This is a genomic window from Paraperlucidibaca wandonensis, from assembly GCF_042677145.1.
GTDB lineage: Bacteria > Pseudomonadota > Gammaproteobacteria > Pseudomonadales > Moraxellaceae > Perlucidibaca > Perlucidibaca wandonensis.
On sequence record NZ_JBHTIT010000001.1, the window covers coordinates 2,238,529 to 2,256,122 of the forward strand.

16 protein-coding genes are annotated in these 17,594 nt (G+C 53.3%); 8 read left to right on the top strand and 8 right to left on the bottom strand.

All coding sequences use genetic code 11. The features are described 5' to 3' along the window. Positions 1–94 precede the first annotated feature (94 nt). Genes ACFQ0F_RS10605 through ACFQ0F_RS10625 form a run of 5 tightly spaced genes read right to left on the bottom strand, consistent with a single transcriptional unit; the run spans position 95 to position 3,799 of the window. The gene (locus tag ACFQ0F_RS10605; RefSeq protein WP_379071904.1) at positions 95–1,012 is read right to left on the bottom strand and encodes a phytanoyl-CoA dioxygenase family protein; all 918 of its coding nucleotides are present in this window, start codon (positions 1,010–1,012) and stop codon (positions 95–97) included. 4 nt (positions 1,013–1,016) lie between these two features. After that, positions 1,017–1,424, bottom strand: a complete 408-nt coding sequence (locus ACFQ0F_RS10610; RefSeq protein ID WP_340675726.1) for an ectoine synthase — start codon at positions 1,422–1,424, stop codon at positions 1,017–1,019. After that, the gene (ectB, locus tag ACFQ0F_RS10615) at positions 1,421–2,710 is read right to left on the bottom strand and encodes a diaminobutyrate--2-oxoglutarate transaminase (RefSeq protein ID WP_379071907.1); all 1,290 of its coding nucleotides are present in this window, start codon (positions 2,708–2,710) and stop codon (positions 1,421–1,423) included. Before ectB ends, ACFQ0F_RS10610 begins: the two co-directional genes overlap by 4 nt. A gap of 3 nt (positions 2,711–2,713) precedes the next feature. Beyond that, positions 2,714–3,271: a diaminobutyrate acetyltransferase gene (gene ectA / locus ACFQ0F_RS10620; protein WP_379071910.1), complete on the bottom strand. Its 558-nt coding sequence runs from the start codon at positions 3,269–3,271 to the stop codon at positions 2,714–2,716. 24 nt (positions 3,272–3,295) lie between these two features. After that, entirely contained in the window at positions 3,296–3,799 is a 504-nt protein-coding gene (locus ACFQ0F_RS10625) for a MarR family winged helix-turn-helix transcriptional regulator (protein WP_340675723.1), read from the bottom strand. A gap of 99 nt (positions 3,800–3,898) precedes the next feature. On the opposite strand from ACFQ0F_RS10625, the gene ACFQ0F_RS10630 reads away from it, so the two are divergent. The 5 genes from ACFQ0F_RS10630 (at position 3,899) to fba (ending at position 10,000) form a co-directional block, all read left to right on the top strand. Beyond that, positions 3,899–4,498, top strand: a complete 600-nt coding sequence (locus ACFQ0F_RS10630; protein WP_340675722.1) for a MarC family protein — start codon at positions 3,899–3,901, stop codon at positions 4,496–4,498. Between the two features lie 98 nt (positions 4,499–4,596). Continuing rightward, positions 4,597–6,597: a transketolase gene (gene tkt / locus ACFQ0F_RS10635; protein ID WP_379071913.1), complete on the top strand. Its 2,001-nt coding sequence runs from the start codon at positions 4,597–4,599 to the stop codon at positions 6,595–6,597. A gap of 3 nt (positions 6,598–6,600) precedes the next feature. Beyond that, positions 6,601–7,671: a type I glyceraldehyde-3-phosphate dehydrogenase gene (locus ACFQ0F_RS10640; protein ID WP_340675720.1), complete on the top strand. Its 1,071-nt coding sequence runs from the start codon at positions 6,601–6,603 to the stop codon at positions 7,669–7,671. Between the two features lie 32 nt (positions 7,672–7,703). Beyond that, complete coding sequence (locus ACFQ0F_RS10645) at positions 7,704–8,894, top strand: phosphoglycerate kinase (protein ID WP_340676134.1); 1,191 nt, start codon at positions 7,704–7,706, stop codon at positions 8,892–8,894. Between the two features lie 41 nt (positions 8,895–8,935). After that, positions 8,936–10,000 (top strand): class II fructose-bisphosphate aldolase, encoded by a 1,065-nt coding sequence (fba, locus tag ACFQ0F_RS10650; protein WP_340675719.1) that lies wholly within the window; start codon positions 8,936–8,938, stop codon positions 9,998–10,000. 122 nt (positions 10,001–10,122) lie between these two features. Here fba and lpoB read toward each other — a convergent pair whose 3' ends face one another. Both lpoB and ACFQ0F_RS10660 read right to left on the bottom strand, forming a co-directional pair. Next, positions 10,123–10,716, bottom strand: coding sequence for a penicillin-binding protein activator LpoB (lpoB, locus tag ACFQ0F_RS10655; RefSeq protein ID WP_379072181.1), 594 nt, complete (start codon positions 10,714–10,716; stop codon positions 10,123–10,125). Between the two features lie 31 nt (positions 10,717–10,747). Continuing rightward, positions 10,748–11,995 (bottom strand): COG3014 family protein, encoded by a 1,248-nt coding sequence (locus ACFQ0F_RS10660; RefSeq protein WP_379071917.1) that lies wholly within the window; start codon positions 11,993–11,995, stop codon positions 10,748–10,750. 163 nt (positions 11,996–12,158) lie between these two features. Here ACFQ0F_RS10660 and ACFQ0F_RS10665 point away from each other — a divergent pair, with 163 nt between their 5' ends. Genes ACFQ0F_RS10665 through ACFQ0F_RS10675 form a run of 3 tightly spaced genes read left to right on the top strand, consistent with a single transcriptional unit; the run spans position 12,159 to position 16,291 of the window. Then, positions 12,159–14,825 carry a hypothetical protein gene (locus tag ACFQ0F_RS10665; protein WP_379071920.1) on the top strand — a complete coding sequence of 889 codons (2,667 nt, stop codon included), beginning with the start codon at positions 12,159–12,161 and terminating at the stop codon, positions 14,823–14,825. Between the two features lie 9 nt (positions 14,826–14,834). Continuing rightward, positions 14,835–15,803 carry an alpha/beta hydrolase gene (locus tag ACFQ0F_RS10670; protein WP_340675715.1) on the top strand — a complete coding sequence of 323 codons (969 nt, stop codon included), beginning with the start codon at positions 14,835–14,837 and terminating at the stop codon, positions 15,801–15,803. Between the two features lie 56 nt (positions 15,804–15,859). Next, positions 15,860–16,291 carry an SRPBCC family protein gene (locus ACFQ0F_RS10675; RefSeq protein WP_379071923.1) on the top strand — a complete coding sequence of 144 codons (432 nt, stop codon included), beginning with the start codon at positions 15,860–15,862 and terminating at the stop codon, positions 16,289–16,291. A gap of 93 nt (positions 16,292–16,384) precedes the next feature. Here ACFQ0F_RS10675 and ACFQ0F_RS10680 read toward each other — a convergent pair whose 3' ends face one another. Beyond that, complete coding sequence (locus ACFQ0F_RS10680) at positions 16,385–17,578, bottom strand: hypothetical protein (protein WP_379071926.1); 1,194 nt, start codon at positions 17,576–17,578, stop codon at positions 16,385–16,387. Positions 17,579–17,594 lie beyond the last annotated feature (16 nt).

Here is a 17,594-nt window from a genome sequence, read left to right on the forward strand (position 1 = left end):
GCTTCTGTAATAGCAAAAAGCCACAGCATATGAAGGTGCCGTGGCTTTTTTTTGATGCTTAAATAATTGTATTTAAGGTAATAAATACAATTACTTATTTTACATCTTGCAGCGGGTCTACTTGTTCGCGATGCGCCAAATGCTCAGGTCGCGGCTCAAGGCCATTAGCTGGCGTGCCTAGCATGTTTTCTACGCTGTTATAGACCAAAAAGGCGTTAGCGCGTGGATGCTTGGATGCCTCATCGGCACTACGGTGCTGAATATTGCAGTCGAAAAACACCACGCTTCCGGCCAAACCTGTTGCGCTGGTGACTTCGCCTGCTTGATGAGTCAGCAGCGACAAAATCTCTGGAGATGGCTGGCCCATGGTGTGCGACTCGTGCGCGGCTTCGTCGTCGGTGACGGGGCAGGTAGCAGGATCAACACAGCCAACATAGGTTTTATGCGAGCCAGGAATCAGTAACTTTGGCGCATGCTCCGCAAGGTTATCGGTGAGCAATACTGAGCATGACAGAGCGCGCATAGCAGGCATGCCATCTTCGGTATGCCAAGTTTCAAAGTCTGAATGCCAGTAAAACTCTTCTTGCGTATTGGCGGCACGATAGTTCAAACGGCTTTGGTGCAAATAGACTTCGCTGGCCAAAATATAGCGCGCAAACTCAAGTAGTTTGGGATGGCGAACTAGGCGATCAAACAGCGGGCTAGCCGATGGCAGGTCGAGAAACGACAGAATGTCATCGCTTTCTTGCTCACGCAGAACCAGCGGTGAGTCGTTAGCCGTTACTTCATCGCGGAGTTGAGTCATCGCAATCGTGAGCTCAGCCACTTCATCGGCAGTGAGCACATTGGGCAATACTAAAAAGCCTTGCTCAGCAAATTTGGCTTCATCTTCAGCACTCAGCCATTCTGGGCGAGCACTGGCTTCCGACCACACCACGGGCTCATGGCGACGTGCAAGTAAATGCTCGCTTATAGCTCGTGATGGATAGGGGTCGCGGCATAGGGACAACATAAAATTACTCCGGATCTGCTGGGTAAGCGCCATCTGGGCCATGGACTTCGTCACCGCGTAAGGGCGGATCAAAGACACAAATTAGGCGCAGGCGTGTGGTGGCACGCAGCAGGTGGCGGTCGTGCTTATCGAGCGCATACATGGTGCCGGGCTGGATCGCGATAGGCTCACCTGGTGTCGGTGCGTCTTCGCTGCCGTGTAGTGGCTGAATCTCGCCCTCACCTTCAATGCAGTACACAGCTTCTAGGTGATTTTTGTACCAAATATGCGTTTCAGTGCCTGGATGAATCCAGGTTTCATGCAGAGAAAAGCCCATGCCATCTTTGCGAGTCAGGAGGCGAAAGCTTGACCAGTTATCGGCATGGACGGCTTGGCTGCTGGCCGCAATCTCATCAAAATGGCGAATGATCATGCAGTTTTCTCCTCAATGGTGGCAGGCGCTAAGGTGCGGCGGGCGTGAGTTAGAGCTTCATCAAAAATGCGTAAGCCAGCTTCTAGGTCGGCCTCGCTCATGATTAGTGGCGGCAGCATTTTGACCACTTCGCCATGTGGGCCACAGGTCTCAATAATCATGCCCTGCTCGAAGCAGCGCGCGCTCACAGCATCGGCCATGTCGCTATTTTCTAAAACGATACCGGCAACCATGCCACGACCGCGAATGGCGGTAATGCCTGGATGGCGTTTGCGCAGGCCTTCAAGGCGCTGATGCAATAAGCGGCCTTTGACGCGGACCTCATCAGCAAAGCTGTTGTCGGCCCAGAAGGTGTTAAGCGCAGCAGTGGCGGTAACGAATGCCGCGTTGTTGCCGCGGAAGGTGCCGTTGTGAGCCGATGGCGTCCAAATATCGTATTCAGGCTTGATCAACACTAGCGCCATAGGTAAGCCATAGCCCGAGATCGATTTCGACAAGGTCACGATGTCGGGGTTGATACCCGCTTGCTCAAAGCTAAAAAATGAACCGGTGCGGCCACAGCCCATTTGAATGTCATCGACAATCAAGAGCATGTCATGGCGACGGCACATGGCAGCAAGGCCACGTAGCCAATCGGCTGATGCGGTATTAATGCCACCTTCGCCCTGAATACATTCGACCAAAACAGCGGCTGGTGCGTCCATGCCTGAACCTGGATCGCTAAGCTGCTTTTCGATCAAGTCGAGAGTGTTGATGTCGCGACCATAATAGTTGGCGTAGGGCACAAACTGCGTGTCAGTCAGTGAGGCACCAGTGGCATCGCGGAACTTGCTTGAACCCGTGGCGGCAACCGAACCCGTTGTCACACCGTGGAAAGCGTTGGTAAAGCACAGGATGTTGTTGCGTGCTTTGACCAAGCGAGCCAGCTTCAAGGCTGCTTCCACAGCGTTGGTGCCGGTAGGGCCGGTGAACTGAATTTTATAGTCGAGGCGACGCGGTTTTAAAATCGTACGCTCGAAAGTTTCGATGAACTCACGCTTGGCTTCTGTGGCCATGTCTAGGCCATGCAAAATGCCATCGGCCTGTAAGTATTCGATGAGCGCAGCCTTCAGCGTGGGATGGTTGTGGCCATAGTTCAAGCTGCCAGCGCCGGCGAAAAAGTCGAGGTACTCACGACCTTCTTCGTTGGTGATGTGGCTGCCAACGGCGCGGGTAAACACCGTTGGGTAGCTGCGAACATATGAGCGAACTTCCGACTCGAGTCGGTCAAAAATGGCTAATGGCATAGTTTATTTCTCCTGTGAATTTTGTAGGCTGTCGGCAAGTGGGGCGGGAAATGGCCCGATGCGAAACAGTTGCTCGGCTTCATGGCCGTGCGTGCCGAATAGTTCGGCCTCAAAGTGTGTCGAAATGGTCAGAGGGCAATTCAAGCGCTCGGCCAATTTCGCAAATAAGCGGGCGGAAGCCTTATTGCTAGGGCTCACCGTGGTCTCAAGAAAACACACATCGCGACATGAATGACGTGCCAAAAGACCGGCTAATAAAGTTAAGGCAAGGCCTGTGCCGCGATAGCGTTCGCCAACAACAACCTGCCAAATAAATAAAGTGTCGTGCTGCTTGGGCGGGATATAGCCAGAAATATAGCCGGCTAAGATCTCGCCTTCCTCTGCCAAGATGCAGGTGTCGGCGAAGTGCCAGCTGTGCAGCAGATAGGAATAGCAGGAGTTCAAATCAAGCGGCGGTGATTGCTCAATTAGCTCATAAACGCGAAGGCCATCGGCCTTTTCAGGTTGGCGTAGCGCTAGCGTTTGTGCGGCAGCTACTGGTGGTTTTAAGGCGGATGTCATTAGCGTCCTCTTCAGTTGTAAATCTTATTCAGGCGACTCGGCATGAATGGGGTCGACAGCCAGAATGGCGGAGGCATCAATATTGCTGGCGCCAAATAAGCTAACTAAGCGCTCAAGCGAGAGGGCGATGGTGGCTTGCTCTAGCTCGGGCATATTGCTCAGGCCATCGGCCAGCCGCGCTTGTAATGGAAATGGCGACAGTGTTGCGAGTGTCTTGCCCTCAGGCGTGATCGCAACATGTACTTGGCGGCGATCGTCTATTGAGCGAGTGCGAGTGACCATGCCTTTGTGCTCTAGGCGGTCAATTACGCCGACCGTTGTGCTCGGGCTTAAATCCAAGCTCTGGCTTAGCGTTTTTACTGGCATCGCGCCGTGTTTCTCCAATGCGAGTAAAGCAATGAGCTGCGGCGTGGTGATGTCTTGCTTGCCTTGCAGCTGCTTGGAGTGCATGTCGACGGCACGAATGATGCGGCGTATAGCTCTTAATATGCGCACTTCGTAATCCGGGAGTTCGTGGTCAGGAGTCATGTAATTAGTCGTTCTTAATGAAATCATTTGAGTAGAAATAATTTCTAGTGTTACTATTTTGGCGTCAAAAGTCAACCCCGAGGGTGTCCTGTGTTCCCGTTGGACCAACTGCTTTTCTTTTTCGCGCTACTTAATCCCTTCCTTTTAAGCTTGTATTTGATCGACCTGATGGTGGCGATGCCAAGTCGCCAATTTGCCCACGTGCTAACGCGCGGTGTGATCATGGGCGGCGTTGTCTTCTCCGTCTTTGCGCTAACCGGTGAAAGCCTCTTTACCAATTTGTTGCATGTTAATTTCGCGTCCTTCCAGATTTTTGGCGGCGTGCTGTTTTTGCTTGTTGGCATCCGCTTCTTCTTTGAGGGTGTGAGTGCATTGAGTGGCCTGCGCGGCGATCCTGAGCATGTTGCCGGCTCTATCGCCATGCCATTTTTGATTGGGCCAGCGACTGTATCTGCCGCAATTTTAATGGGCGCATCTATCCCGAAATGGCATGCCGTTGGCGTGGTATGGCTGACGTTACTGCTAATGGTGTTTGGCTTGTTGCTGCTGAAATTCATTCATGATCGTGTCCGTGTTAAAAGCGCGCGCCTAGTCGATCGTTATGTCGAAGTCACTGGTCGTGTATCGGCCTTGGTCATTGGCACTTATGCCGTTGAGATGTTGGCGCAAGGTATTGGTCGCTGGGTGGCAGCAATGTAATTAATTGCCGCGATGGACAGCATCAGCGACAATATGTACCCGCGCGGCTTTAATAAGCCGCGCGTTCTTATTTTTGCCCGCCGACTGGAGTGCCCCGCATGCCCGCGCAGCCTTTAAATCAACGCCACTACGCCAACGCCATTCGGGCGTTATCGATGGATGCAGTTCAACAGGCTAATTCGGGTCACCCCGGCGCTCCGATGGGCATGGCGGATATCGCCGAAGTCGTCTGGCGCCAGTTCATGCGCTACAACCCGGCCAATCCCAACTGGATCAATCGCGACCGCTTTGTGCTCTCCAACGGCCACGGCTCCATGCTGCAATACGCATTGCTGCACCTGACTGGCTTCGATGTGTCCATCGATGACTTAAAAGCTTTTCGCCAGCTGCACAGCAAAACTCCAGGCCACCCTGAGCTTGGTTACACGCCCGGCATTGAAACCACTACTGGTCCACTTGGCCAAGGCATAGCTAACGCCGTCGGCATGGCGCTGGCGGAAAGAACGCTCGCCGCGCAATTTAACCGCGACAATCTCGCCGTCGTTGACCATTTCACCTATTGCTTCTTAGGCGATGGTTGCTTGATGGAAGGCATCTCGCACGAAGTCTGCTCGCTGGCGGGCACATTGGGCTTGGGCAAGCTCATTGCCTATTACGACGACAATGGCATCTCCATTGATGGTGAAGTTGAAGGCTGGTTCTCCGACGACACACCGAAGCGTTTCGAGGCCTATGGCTGGCAAGTGATCGGCCCTATCGATGGCCATGACGCCGATGCCATTCGCACCGCCACGCAAGAGGCGCAAGCTGATATTTCGCGCCCAACAATGATTATCTGCAAAACCGTGATTGGTGCTGGTTCGCCAAATAAACAAGGCAAAGAAGATTGCCACGGTGCGCCATTGGGTAAGGATGAAATTGCCCTGACTCGCGCCGCATTGGGCTGGGAGCACGAGCCCTTTGTCATTCCAAGCGAAATTTATGAAGCCTGGGATGCGCGTCCAAAAGGTGATGTCTTAGAGAAAAACTGGGACGGCCTGTGGTCGCAATACGAGCAAGCACACCCGAGCTTGGCGGCCGAATTACTACGCCGTTTAAGTGGCGAATTGCCAGCTGACTTTGCCGCCACTGCGGACGCGTGGATCAATGGCTGCGCCGAAAAGGGCGATAGCATTGCCTCACGCAAAGCCTCGCAAAACACGCTGAACACTTTTGGTCCAGCATTGCCCGAATTACTTGGCGGTTCAGCCGACTTGGCCGGCTCCAACTTAACCTTGTGGAAAGGCTGCCACGGCGTGCAAGACCATGCTGATGGCAACTATGTCTATTACGGCGTGCGCGAATTTGGCATGAGCGCAATCATGAACGGCGTCGCCTTGCACGGCGGCTTCGTGCCTTATGGCGCCACCTTCCTGATGTTCATGGAATATGCCCGCAACGCCCTACGTATGGCGGCGTTGATGAAGCAGCGCGTAATTCATGTCTATACTCACGACTCCATCGGCCTTGGTGAAGATGGCCCGACTCATCAACCAGTCGAGCAGCTCGCCAGCTTGCGTCAAACGCCAAACTTGAGCTCATGGCGTCCAGCCGACACCGTGGAGTCAGCGGTGGCATGGCGCGAAGCCTTATTGCGCAAAGACGGTCCAACCGCCTTGGTATTTTCACGTCAAAATCTCGCGCACCAAACGCGTACGCCAGAGCAAATTAACAATATCGCTCGCGGCGGCTATGTTTTGCGCGATGCCGAGCGCGTCGACGCCATCATTATCAGCGCCGGTTCGGAAGTGGACTTGGCCATGCAGGCAGCCGAGACCTTGACTGCCGAAGGCTTGGGTGTGCGCGTGGTGTCGATGCCATCTCCCGATATCTTCCTTAAGCAAGATGCCGCCTATCGCGATAGCGTGCTGCCATTGAGCGTACGTAAACGTGTGGCAGTCGAAGCTTCCATCACCGATTACTGGCATCGTTTTGTCGGTCTCGATGGCGCGGTGATTGGCATGACCACTTTCGGTGAGTCAGCACCAGCTGGTGACCTCTATAAGCACTTTGGCATCACTGCTGAAGCCGTTGCCAATGCCGTGCGTGGTTTGGCCTAAGGCATGAATCAGCCCGCGATGAGACTGCGTGTAGCGATTAATGGTTTTGGCCGTATTGGCCGCCATGTGCTGCGCGCGCTGATCGAGGCTGGTGAGCGCTATGACATTGATATCGTCGCCATTAATGATCTTGGCGATGATGAGTCGCTGCTGCATTTGCTGCGCTACGACACTACCCATGGCCGTTTGCCGGTTGCTGCTGAGTTAGAAAATGGCGTTTTGCGTATTGGCCGCCAGCGCATCCGTCTATTAGAAGAAGCCCTGCCAGAAAAGCTGCCGTGGAAGCATTTGAGCGTTGATGTGGTGCTTGAGTGCACCGGCCAGTTTCGGGCCCAAGCTCAGGCGGCGCGGCACTTAAGTGCTGGTGCAGGCCGTGTGGTGATTGGCGCGGCACCATTCGATACGGCCGATGCCATTATCGTCTATGGCGTTAATGACGGTGATTTGCGCGCGGAGCATCAGGTTATTTCTGCCGCCAGCTGCACTTCGCACGCGCTTTGCCCCATGCTGCAGGCATTGCATGATTTCGCTGGCATTGAGTCGGCCTTGATGACGGAAATTCACGCCTTCACTTCCGATCAAGTCTTGCTCGACCATGTTCATCGTGATCCACGCCGAGGCCGCGCTGGCGCACACAATATGATTCCCACCACGTCGAGTGCGCTCGGTGTGGCGCGCAAAATATTTCCCGACTTGGCGGATAAAATCGGTGGTTATTCTTTGCGTGTGCCAACGCTAAACGTCGCTGCCATCGATCTCACCGTGCAACTTACACGCGATGTTACCGTGGCTGATTTGCACCAAGCATTTATCGCTTACGCCCAAGGCCCCGGCCTCGGCTGGATGAGCATTAATGATGAGCCCTTGGTATCGTCAGACTTTAACCATCGCGCCGAATCATTGATTGTCGACCTCACGCAAACTGAAGTGGTCGGCCGCCAAGTAAAAGTTTTCGCCTGGTATGACAACGAGTGGGGCTATGCCAACCGCCTGCTCGACCTCTGCCAGCGCATCGCCAGTCTGCCACCCGCGCCGAAGTATCCCGACGCCGCCGCTGTGCTGAGCGATGCTTAAACCGACTTTGAATTAACTGTAGGAATGCCATGATGCCTGTTATTGCCATGACCGAATTAGACTTGACCGCCAAGCGCGTGCTGATTCGAGAAGACTTAAACGTGCCAATGAAAGCTGGTGTGATTCGCTCCGATGCTCGTTTGCAAGCGGCGCTGCCGACCATCCAGCAAGCCCTGAGGCAAGGCGCTGCAGTATTGGTTTGCTCGCACTTGGGCCGCCCAACGGAAGGCGAGTTTAACGAAGAGCTTTCACTGGCGCCGGTGGCTGCTTGGCTAAGTGAGAAGCTTGGTCAAAATGTGGCGCTAGTGCGTGATTATTTAGCAGGTGTGGATGTAGCGCCAGGCCAGGTCGTGCTACTGGAAAACGTACGCTTTAACGTTGGCGAAAAGAAAAATGCCGACGCATTAGCTCAGCAATATGCCGCTCTTTGCGATGTGTTCGTGATGGATGCTTTTGGTACTGCACACCGCGCTGAAGGCTCCACACATGGCGTTGCCAAGTTCGCCCCAATGGCCGCCGCCGGCCCTTTATTGGCAGCCGAGCTGCACGCCCTAGGCCAAGCACTTGATGCGCCAGCGCGTCCAATGGCTGCCATTGTTGCCGGCTCGAAAGTCTCGACCAAGCTCGATGTGCTGACCTCTTTAAGCAGCCTCTGCGATCAGCTCATTGTTGGCGGCGGCATCGCCAATACCTTCTTGGCCGCTGCCGGTTTCCCAGTCGGCAAGTCGCTGTGCGAACATGACTTGCTCGACACCGCGCGCGCCATTGCTGCGAAAGTCGATGTGCCGTTGCCTACCGATGTTGTGGTGGCAGAAATCACCGGCCCCATCGAAGACTTCATGGCCTTCGTGCAGGCCGCCACACCGGTGGTGAAAGCAGTAGCTGACGTTGGCCCCAATGACATGATTTTGGATGTCGGCCCCGACACCGCCAAACGCTTTGCTGAGCTGTTGAAAGCGGCGAAAACTATTCTGTGGAATGGCCCTGTTGGCGTTTTTGAGGTCGATGCCTTCGGTGAAGGCACGAAAGCCTTGAGTTTGGCTGTGGCTGAAAGCAGTGCCTTCTCTATTGCTGGCGGTGGCGATACGCTAGCGGCCATTGATAAGTACGGCGTGGCCGATCGCGTGTCCTATATTTCCACTGGTGGTGGCGCATTTTTAGAATTTGTTGAAGGCAAGGAATTGCCCGCTGTGGCGGCTTTAAAAGCGGCAGCGGCAAAATAATTTAGGGTTTAACGCGGCGTACGTCGCATAGGAGAGATGATATGGCGCTGATTAGCTTACGCCAATTGCTAGACCACGCCGCTGAGCACAGCTATGGCGTACCGGCGTTTAACGTCAATAACTTAGAACAAATGCGCGCCATCATGGAAGCGGCCGATAAGACTGACTCACCGGTGATCGTGCAGGCTTCGGCTGGTGCGCGTAAATATGCCGGTGCTCCATTTTTGCGCCACTTGATCTTGGCAGCCATCGAGGAGTTTCCACATATTCCCGTGGTCATGCACCAAGATCACGGCACCAGCCCAGCCATTTGCCAGCGCTCCATCCAGCTCGGCTTTAGCTCAGTGATGATGGACGGCTCGCTCGGCGAAGATGGCAAAACGCCAACTAGCTATGAATACAACGCCGGCGTTACTCGCCGCGTAGTTGAGATGGCGCATGCTTGTGGTGTTTCAGTAGAAGGCGAAATTGGTTGCTTGGGTTCTCTGGAAACTGGCTTGGCCGGTGAAGAAGATGGTGTGGGTGCCGAAGGCATCCTCGACCACTCGCAAATGCTGACCGACCCAGAGGAAGCCGCGCGCTTCGTGCAAGACACTGGTGTCGATGCCTTGGCGATTGCCATTGGCACGTCGCATGGCGCTTACAAGTTTACGCGTCCTCCGACTGATGACATTTTGGCGATTGATCGCATTAAAGAAATTCATGCGCGCATTCCCAACACGCATTTGGTCATGCATGGCTCGTCCAGCGTGCCGCAAGAGTGGCTGCAGATCATCAACCAATACGGTGGTGATATTAAAGAGACTTACGGTGTGCCAGTGGAGCAAATCGTTGAGGCGATTAAGCACGGCGTGCGTAAAGTGAATATCGACACCGATTTGCGCTTGGCATCGACTGGCGCGATTCGTCGCCATATGGCCGAGCATCCAGCCGAGTTTGATCCACGTAAGTTCTTTAAAGACACTATCGTTGCTATGCGTGATGTCTGCGTCGATCGCTATGTCGCATTCAATTGCGCAGGCCAAGCTAGCAAAATTCGCGCGCTGTCTTTAGACGCAATGACTGAGCGTTATATTCGCGGCGAGCTGCGCCAACAGGTGCAATAAGCTGAGCTGTTAGTCGGCATGAAAACTGCCTAATCGCTTCATAAAAAAGCCCGCTTAGCGGGCTTTTTTATGTCTTGAGGTATTAGATTTGGCTCACGAGGAGCTTAGCTAGTCGAAGCTTCTTACAGGCCAAACCAACGGCGCTCACGAGTTTTGCGAATCTCTTTCTCATCCTGAAACTCAACCAAGCCAGTTTTCAAATCCATCATTTTTAATGTGAATTTGTAGTACTGATCGCGCGTGCTGCCATCTTGCTTGGCAATCCCTGATAAGTTGCCGTAAATCATATAGCGAGCGCCAATTTGTTGGCCCATTTTCACCGATTGGCGCTCATCGACTAGGCCGCTATTGCGCTGATAATCAAATTGGCGCGCGACTTCGGCGACCACACTCATGTCGACAAAGCGGAAGCGGCCGGACTTAATCAGCTGGGTGCTAATGGTGTCAGTCACCGATTCGGTATCGATGTGTTCAGCGGTTTTATTGCGGATGGCATCGACAAAAAGCACTGGGCGGCCATCACGGGTGATGTTCATCACGGCCGGCGAGTTGAGCAAGTCATCGACCATTTTTGCACTGATGAGCTGAAGATCGGTGGAGCCAAAATCGGTATTCACGGTTTCGACTGCGCGAGCATCGCCGTATTGTACTGAGGCGCAGCCGGTAATAGTCAGTGCCGCTAGTGCTACAGGCAAGCACAGTGCTTTTAAGGGAATATTCATTAGTTAACTCCTGGGCATTGCCCGTTTATAACGGATAAATCCGACTGTAGCTGACACGCGGCGAGGTCACCACATGTACCAGTGTGATTTTGCCGGCGCGAACCGGCACAGTGAGTGGCTGCTCGCCAACGATACTGAGGCGATGATCGCCAGCGCTTACGCGTTGACGTGAGACATAAACCTGCGCTGGCAGATTGCTCCATTGGCGCAAATCAGGGCGCTCGCTAAGTAGGCTATAAATAGTGCCGAGCAGACCAAGGCCCGGTGACTTTTCATTGAGTTGGCGCTGCAGCTGCTGCTTCGCCACAGCGCGTACGCTAGCCCTGAGCATAATGCCCGGTAACTGCTCGCGTAATGTGCGCGCGGCGAGGGCATGAGTGTCGACTAAGAGCTCAGCGAGCGGCGACTGACCATCGAGCTGTAAGCTGAGGCGCGCGGCCGGAGTGCTGCGGTTGGGATAGTACGGAATGCTCACCAGGGTGAAGGCTCGGCTATTGATCAACGGTAGTTGAAACGCGACTTTGTCGGGGATTTCGCCGCGCTCCCAATACACCACGATGTCGCCGGCGCTGTTATCTTGATTGAGGCTGAGTGGGCTTGGAGTCGGTGTATTGCGTGGTGTGGGGTCATCGAAGCGTAGGCGTTTTGCTAAGCGTGAAGTGTCGCTGGCGAGTTGAGCGTTGCTTGGCTGGGCTTGCCAAGCAGCTCGGTAATCGATGAAGGCGTCGGTTAGCGCGTCTTGTGCCTCATAAAAAAGACCGGATAAATACAGTGCGCCGGCATGCTGAGTGCTGCTTCGCACGCGCGCAGCAGCATTATCGAGTGCGCCCAGATCAGCATTGCTAGATGGCACTAGCTCGCCGCCTTCGCGCTCGGCCTCACTGATTTTTTCGGCATAGGCTAACGCCTGCGTGCGTTGCCATGCATCAGCTCTACGCAGCTCAACGGCGGCGGCTTGTGGCTGTGCCAAAGCGAGATAATTCAGCGCTTGATAGCTGTGTAAAAACAGTCGCTCATAAGGCGCAACCCGATAGCGCCGCAAGTTGTCATTGCTGACTAAGGCCGCGCCCGTGCGTGCAGAGTCGCCGGCTGAGATGAGCGCGCGTTCATCATCAGCGGCAATAGCTGTTATAGCTTTGGCAAACGCTGCTTCGCTTTGTGTCGGCTCACCGGCGAGCATGGCTTGGCGGCCATCTTGCAAAGGCGAGAGCACGCCCAGCGTGGAGCAGGCGCCGAGCCAAGCGCTAAATAATAAGGTGAGCAATACGCGCATGAGTACCTCTTTTCAGGGGGCTAGTATGGCTCGCTGTGCTATGCGATGCGAATACACAAGAAATCAATTTGCACACGAGACAAATAACGCAGTCGAAACATATATAGGTTGCGACTGCGTAATCATGTAAAATCGCCAAATAAGAAAAATAATAGGTGTCGCTATGACAACGCTCCGCTCAAGCACGGGTTTATTTTCCCATATCGTAAAAATTACCGCCGCCAGCTGTTTGGCTCTCGGGCTAATGGCCTGTGGTGAGAGTAAAAATGCGGTATTTTCGTTTGTCGATAACGTAACGGATCCAGGTGTAGGCCAAGGCCCAGAGATCCCCGTTCCTGGGCCCGAATTCAAGCCTACACGCTACGACTATGCCAACCGCTGTGTTGCGCTGCAGTCGCCATCCGATGGCCGTTTTGTCACGCTAGAAAATGGCCAGCTTAGTGCTACCGCCGCAACGTTGAGCGCATCTGAGCCCTTCTACTTTAAGCCCTCATCATTGGGGAGCTATTTGCTCTATAGCCGAGGCAAACAGCTTGTATCTGGCTCCGGCTTAAGTGCTTTGAGTGCTGCAAGCGACAACAATGTGTTCAGCTTGCGCGTCGCGGGCGATGCCACGAATTATCCACAAGCGATGGCCTACGATACAGAGCCACAGCCAAGCGACATTACAAAGTATCGTCAGTTCAATGATCCTCTGGTGCAGGGCGATCGTTACGTATTTTCGCAAGCCAAAACGATGAAGCAGCTGAGCGTGGCCAATGACGGCAAGTTGGCTTTAGTAGCCGCAGGTGATGACCCTGCTCAGCAATTCGCACTTGTGCCAGCCACTGGTTGTGCAGAGTTCCCAGAAGCACATGACAATACCGTGGGTGACACTTTCAAAGGCCAAACCTCCGATGGCTCAGTGCTAGGCATGGCCGATGTGCACGTGCACTTAAGCGCTACGACCTTTTTGGGTGGTGCTGAGCATGGATCACCTTTCCATCGTTTTGGGGTCACACATGCACTTAGTGACTGTGCCGAAACTCATGGGCCGAATGGCTTTCTTGATTTAGTCGGCAGCTTATTTGTCAGTGATTTTGATGGCCATGACACCGCCGGTTGGCCGACTCATGTCGACTGGCCAGCTCGAGCAAACTTGACGCATGAAGCGATTTATTGGAAATGGGTTGAGCGTGCATGGAAGTCAGGTTTACGCATCATGGTTAATGATGTAGTAGAGAATGAAACCTTGTGCGAGTTGCAGCGCAATGTCACGCGCCAGCCCCTGCGCGACTGTAATGAAATGAATAATGCGACCAATCAAATCGGCACACTGTATGCGCTGCAGGATTATGTTGATGCCCAGTATGGTGGTCGCGGAAAAGGTTTCTTCCGTATTGTTTTAAGCCCTGAAGAGGCGCGAAATGTTGTGTCGGATGGCAAGCTGGCGGTAGTCATTGGCATTGAAATATCCAACGTGCTCAACTGCAAAATCAACTACAACCCGCTGCGCCAGCAACAACCATTTCAAGAAACCGGTACTGGCCTGACCGAAAATAGCTATGCCTGCGATAAAGAAGAAGTAGTGGCGCAGCTCGATCGATTAACCAGTCTCGGCGTACGGCAAATCATCACCATTCATGAGTTCGACAACGCCTTCGGCGGTAACGGAATTTTCGATGGCATGATTTTAAACATCGGTAATCGTGAAAACTCCGGTGGTATTCCATCCAAAGAAATTAATGCGCTCGTGGGTGTACTTGGTAATCCATCACAAACGTCACCGCTAGGCTTTTTGCAAACCACTGAGCGCCCGACAGGTGAGTTTTGGACAACCTACGACTGTCCAGAGGAAGGTCAGGAAGGATTTTCCGGCTATCTTTTTGGTAGCAGTGGTGGTGCGAAAATGACCAGTATCAGTCCTACTGTTTTATTTGATGTTGGTGGTATTGATAGCCCATTGGGTGCGTTAGGAATTAGCGATCCGCTCTGCCCATACCTCGGCCAAGGTTTCCGCCCTGGCGGGGCGTTAGCTTGTTATCCCGCGAAAAAGCAATGTAATGCACGTTGGCTAACGCCGATGGGTCTGTTTGCCTTCCAAGAAATGATGCGTCGTGGTCTGATATTCGACATCGACCATTTGGAGTTAGAGATTAAGTCACAGGTGTTGGAGCTTGCTGAGGCTCAGCCTAAAAACTACCCCTTAATTTCAACCCATGGCACTTTTGGTGGCACCAGTAACAACCAAGCTGAGCGTATCTTAAAGGGTGGCGGATTTATTTTTCCAAGCCTCGGTAATGGCCCAAGCTTGATTAAAGAAATCAAAGAGCTGCGCACAGTGTGGTCTAAGCTGCCTGAGCCTAGGCCTTTATTCAGCATGGGTTTTGGCACCGACACCAATGGTTTATCGGCGCAAGCCAGCCCACGTAGCAATATCGCTAAAGGCAAAGAGGTAACGTACCCCTACCGCTTATTTGATAATGAATTTATGAGTAAGCTGCCAGCCATGCAAGCGCTCAAGCCGCTGAGTGTGCGTTTTGATCAGCCAGAAGAGCGCGATGATCAGGGCCGTGGTCGTACGTGGAGTTTAGATGAGGATGGCAGCGCCCATTACGGAATGATGAGCGGTTTTGTGCGTGAGGTTCAGCTTGAGGGCAGTGCGCAAGATTTGCAGGATGTATTTAACTCAGCTGAGGGTTTTTTGCGCACTTGGGAGCGGACAGAACAATCAAAAGAGGCCATTATTAAAGCCCAAGGGCCGGCAACGCCTGAAGGTGTATTGCGGGCTGCCCCAGTGTCCAGTAGCCCATTGGGGCCATTACGAGCATTGTTGCCTTTGCCTATCTAAGGAGTGAGTGTGACCAGCTTTACGCCGACAGCCGCGCGCCGCGCACTAAAACCATTGGATTTAGACGTGCGTGCGCCATGGCCTGAGGCCTTGGCAGATTACGCTCGATTTTATGGCCTAGACCGATTGAGCCTTGAGGCGCCACACCCTACGCGCCATGACATCGGCACGATTGAGGCGTGGGGCTATGACATTGCCACGCAGGTATTTCTGCCGGAAGCACCGATAAAGCCACGCGGTACATTGCTGATTTTGCACGGCTACTTTGACCATGCGGGTTTATTTACTCACCCCATTCGTGTCGGGTTAGCGCAAGGTTACGCGGTGGTGGTTATCGACTTGCCTGGCCACGGCTTATCGTCAGGTAAGCCTAGCGAAATTGACGACTTCAGCCATTACCAGGAAGTATTGCGCGATCTTATTGCGGTGCTTTCGCCGCAATTGCCCAAGCCTTGGGTGGCGGTCGGCCAGAGTACGGGTGGCGGAATTTTGTTTGATCATATTTTATCGTCATTGGCCAATGGCCAGCGCCCATACTTCGCACGTGTGCAGCTCTGGGCGCCGCTAGTCCGCATCACCAAATGGCGTCAAGTCACTACCGCCTATACGCTATTAGGCCGTTTTAAGCGCAGTGTTCCTCGCCACTTTAAGCACAGTAGCCATGACCCTGAGTTTATTGATTTGATCTGGCATAAAGACCCCTTTCAGCTGCGCGAAGTTCCGCTGAAATGGGTTGGAGCGATGATACGCTGGGATAAGCATTTACAATCTTTGCCGGCATGCCGCTACCCCATTTCGCTTGTACAGGGCGAAGCCGATGACACCGTGGACTGGCGCTATAACCTAGGTTTTATCGAGAAAAGAACGTATGTGGAGCGCGCCATCATGGTGCCAGGTGCAGGCCATCATTTGGCTAATGAGAGTGATGAGTATCGACAACCGGTGTTGTCAGCTTTAGTGCGTCATGTGCTAATCTGACCACGGTTATTTTCAAAGCATGTGCGCTTAACCGCCCATTATTTAGAGAGGTATTTATGCCAGCAAATCGTGTTGATATAGTTCAAAACTTCCCCTTTTCAGTCGATAAGCTTTACAGCTATTTGAGCGACCACGAAAACTTAGGCCTGATCTTGCCGGCAAAAATTCGCCGTATTAAAGATGGCAAGGCTGGCGTTAACGGTGTCGGCTCAGTTCGCAAGCTGACGCTGCCCGGCGGTGTGTCTTTGGAAGAAACGGTTACCAAGGCTGAGAAAAATAAGCTGATTGAATACACCATTACCCGTGGCGGCTTCCCGGTGAAAAACCATTTGGGCATCATGCGTTTTTCTGGCGATAACAAATCATCGCACTTGCACTACACCATCGATTTTGACTCAGCGTTGCCTGGTACAGGCTGGCTAGTGAAGCTGGCGCTGGGTTCGCCTATTCGTGCTGGTTTGAAGAAGCTGGTGAAGCAAGGTCTGTAATTAGCCTGGCTGTATAATCAGCTAATGCTTTGTAAGTGCAGTTAAAAAAGGCTCCGATAAGGAGCCTTTTTTATTGTCAAAAATCATCAGCGATTAGTTAGTCGAAGCGATGCCGACGAGCAGCTCAAGTCGGCCAGGGCGAACGCGGACATCGCGGATCTCAAACTGATTGACCAGCTGCATCAGTAGCTCTTGGCTGCCGATTAACGTGCTCAAGCCGGGTAGTGAGGCGAACTCCGTGAGGTTTGACAGTTTATCGACCATCCATGAGCGATTTTGCAGCAAGCCGCCAAGGTCGGACTCTTGTAGATTGATGCGCCAAAGTCGTGGGCCTTCACGCTCCACGCCAGGAATATCTTGCATGAGTTGATTTACAGGTGACTTGGTCGGCAGTCGATTGGCAACAAAAAATGCGCCACGCCCTACCTGTTTCGTCATCCAGTTGGCGACAAAGTTGGTTTGTCTAAACTGCGCATCAAGTGTCTCGTCAACTTGCCGCACGCGAATATATTGGGCATTGCGTGAGACTTTGCATTCCAAGACATCGAATTTCAGTTCGATGGTGTAGACGAGTCGGTTGTGGTGGCCGTCGATGGCGACAGTAACGCGATCATCGCCACAATAAATAGCGAGATAGTCGACGCTGGCATGGCGGTCGGCAAGGTTGCGCATCTGCTTATTGATCAGTGCTTCTGGTAGTGGCAGCGTAATGGTCGACTTGCGAAGATAGGCTTGTGCCATTTGTAGAGCGACTTCGCGTGCCATTTGGCCGGCAGCTTTGGCAGAGTCGTTGGCCAGCTTTGCGGTCATTTTGGCGCCATCTTCGGCAAGTTGAGCAACAACCTGCGCGCTTCGCGAGGCTCGTTGCAGCGCATTACGCGCACTTTCATTGGCCATTTCGGCGGCACTTTTTGCAGTTTCACTGGCCATGCTGGCAACCTCCTTAGCAGCTTCTGTTGCAACATAGCGTGCTTGCTCAGCAGCACCACGAGCGGTGCCCATAACGCGCATGGCGGACATGCGGACATCGTCAGCGGCATCGAATAGCGACCGATTTTTGCGTACGGGCGGCGGCTCTATAACGACAGGCTCAGGTTCAATTTCAGCGATAGCTTCTACTTCAGGAGGCTCAATCGTGGGCTTTTTGGCCGGAGCTTTCGTCTTTGGAGTCGCAACTTGTGCGCTAGGCTTTTGCACTGAGCCGGCCGCTGCCTTTGTCGTTTTCACGGCAGGCTTAGTCGCAGCATTACTGCGTGGCTTTTTTTCGGCATTGGCGTCATCAGTCATGATGAATCGCTCCTCA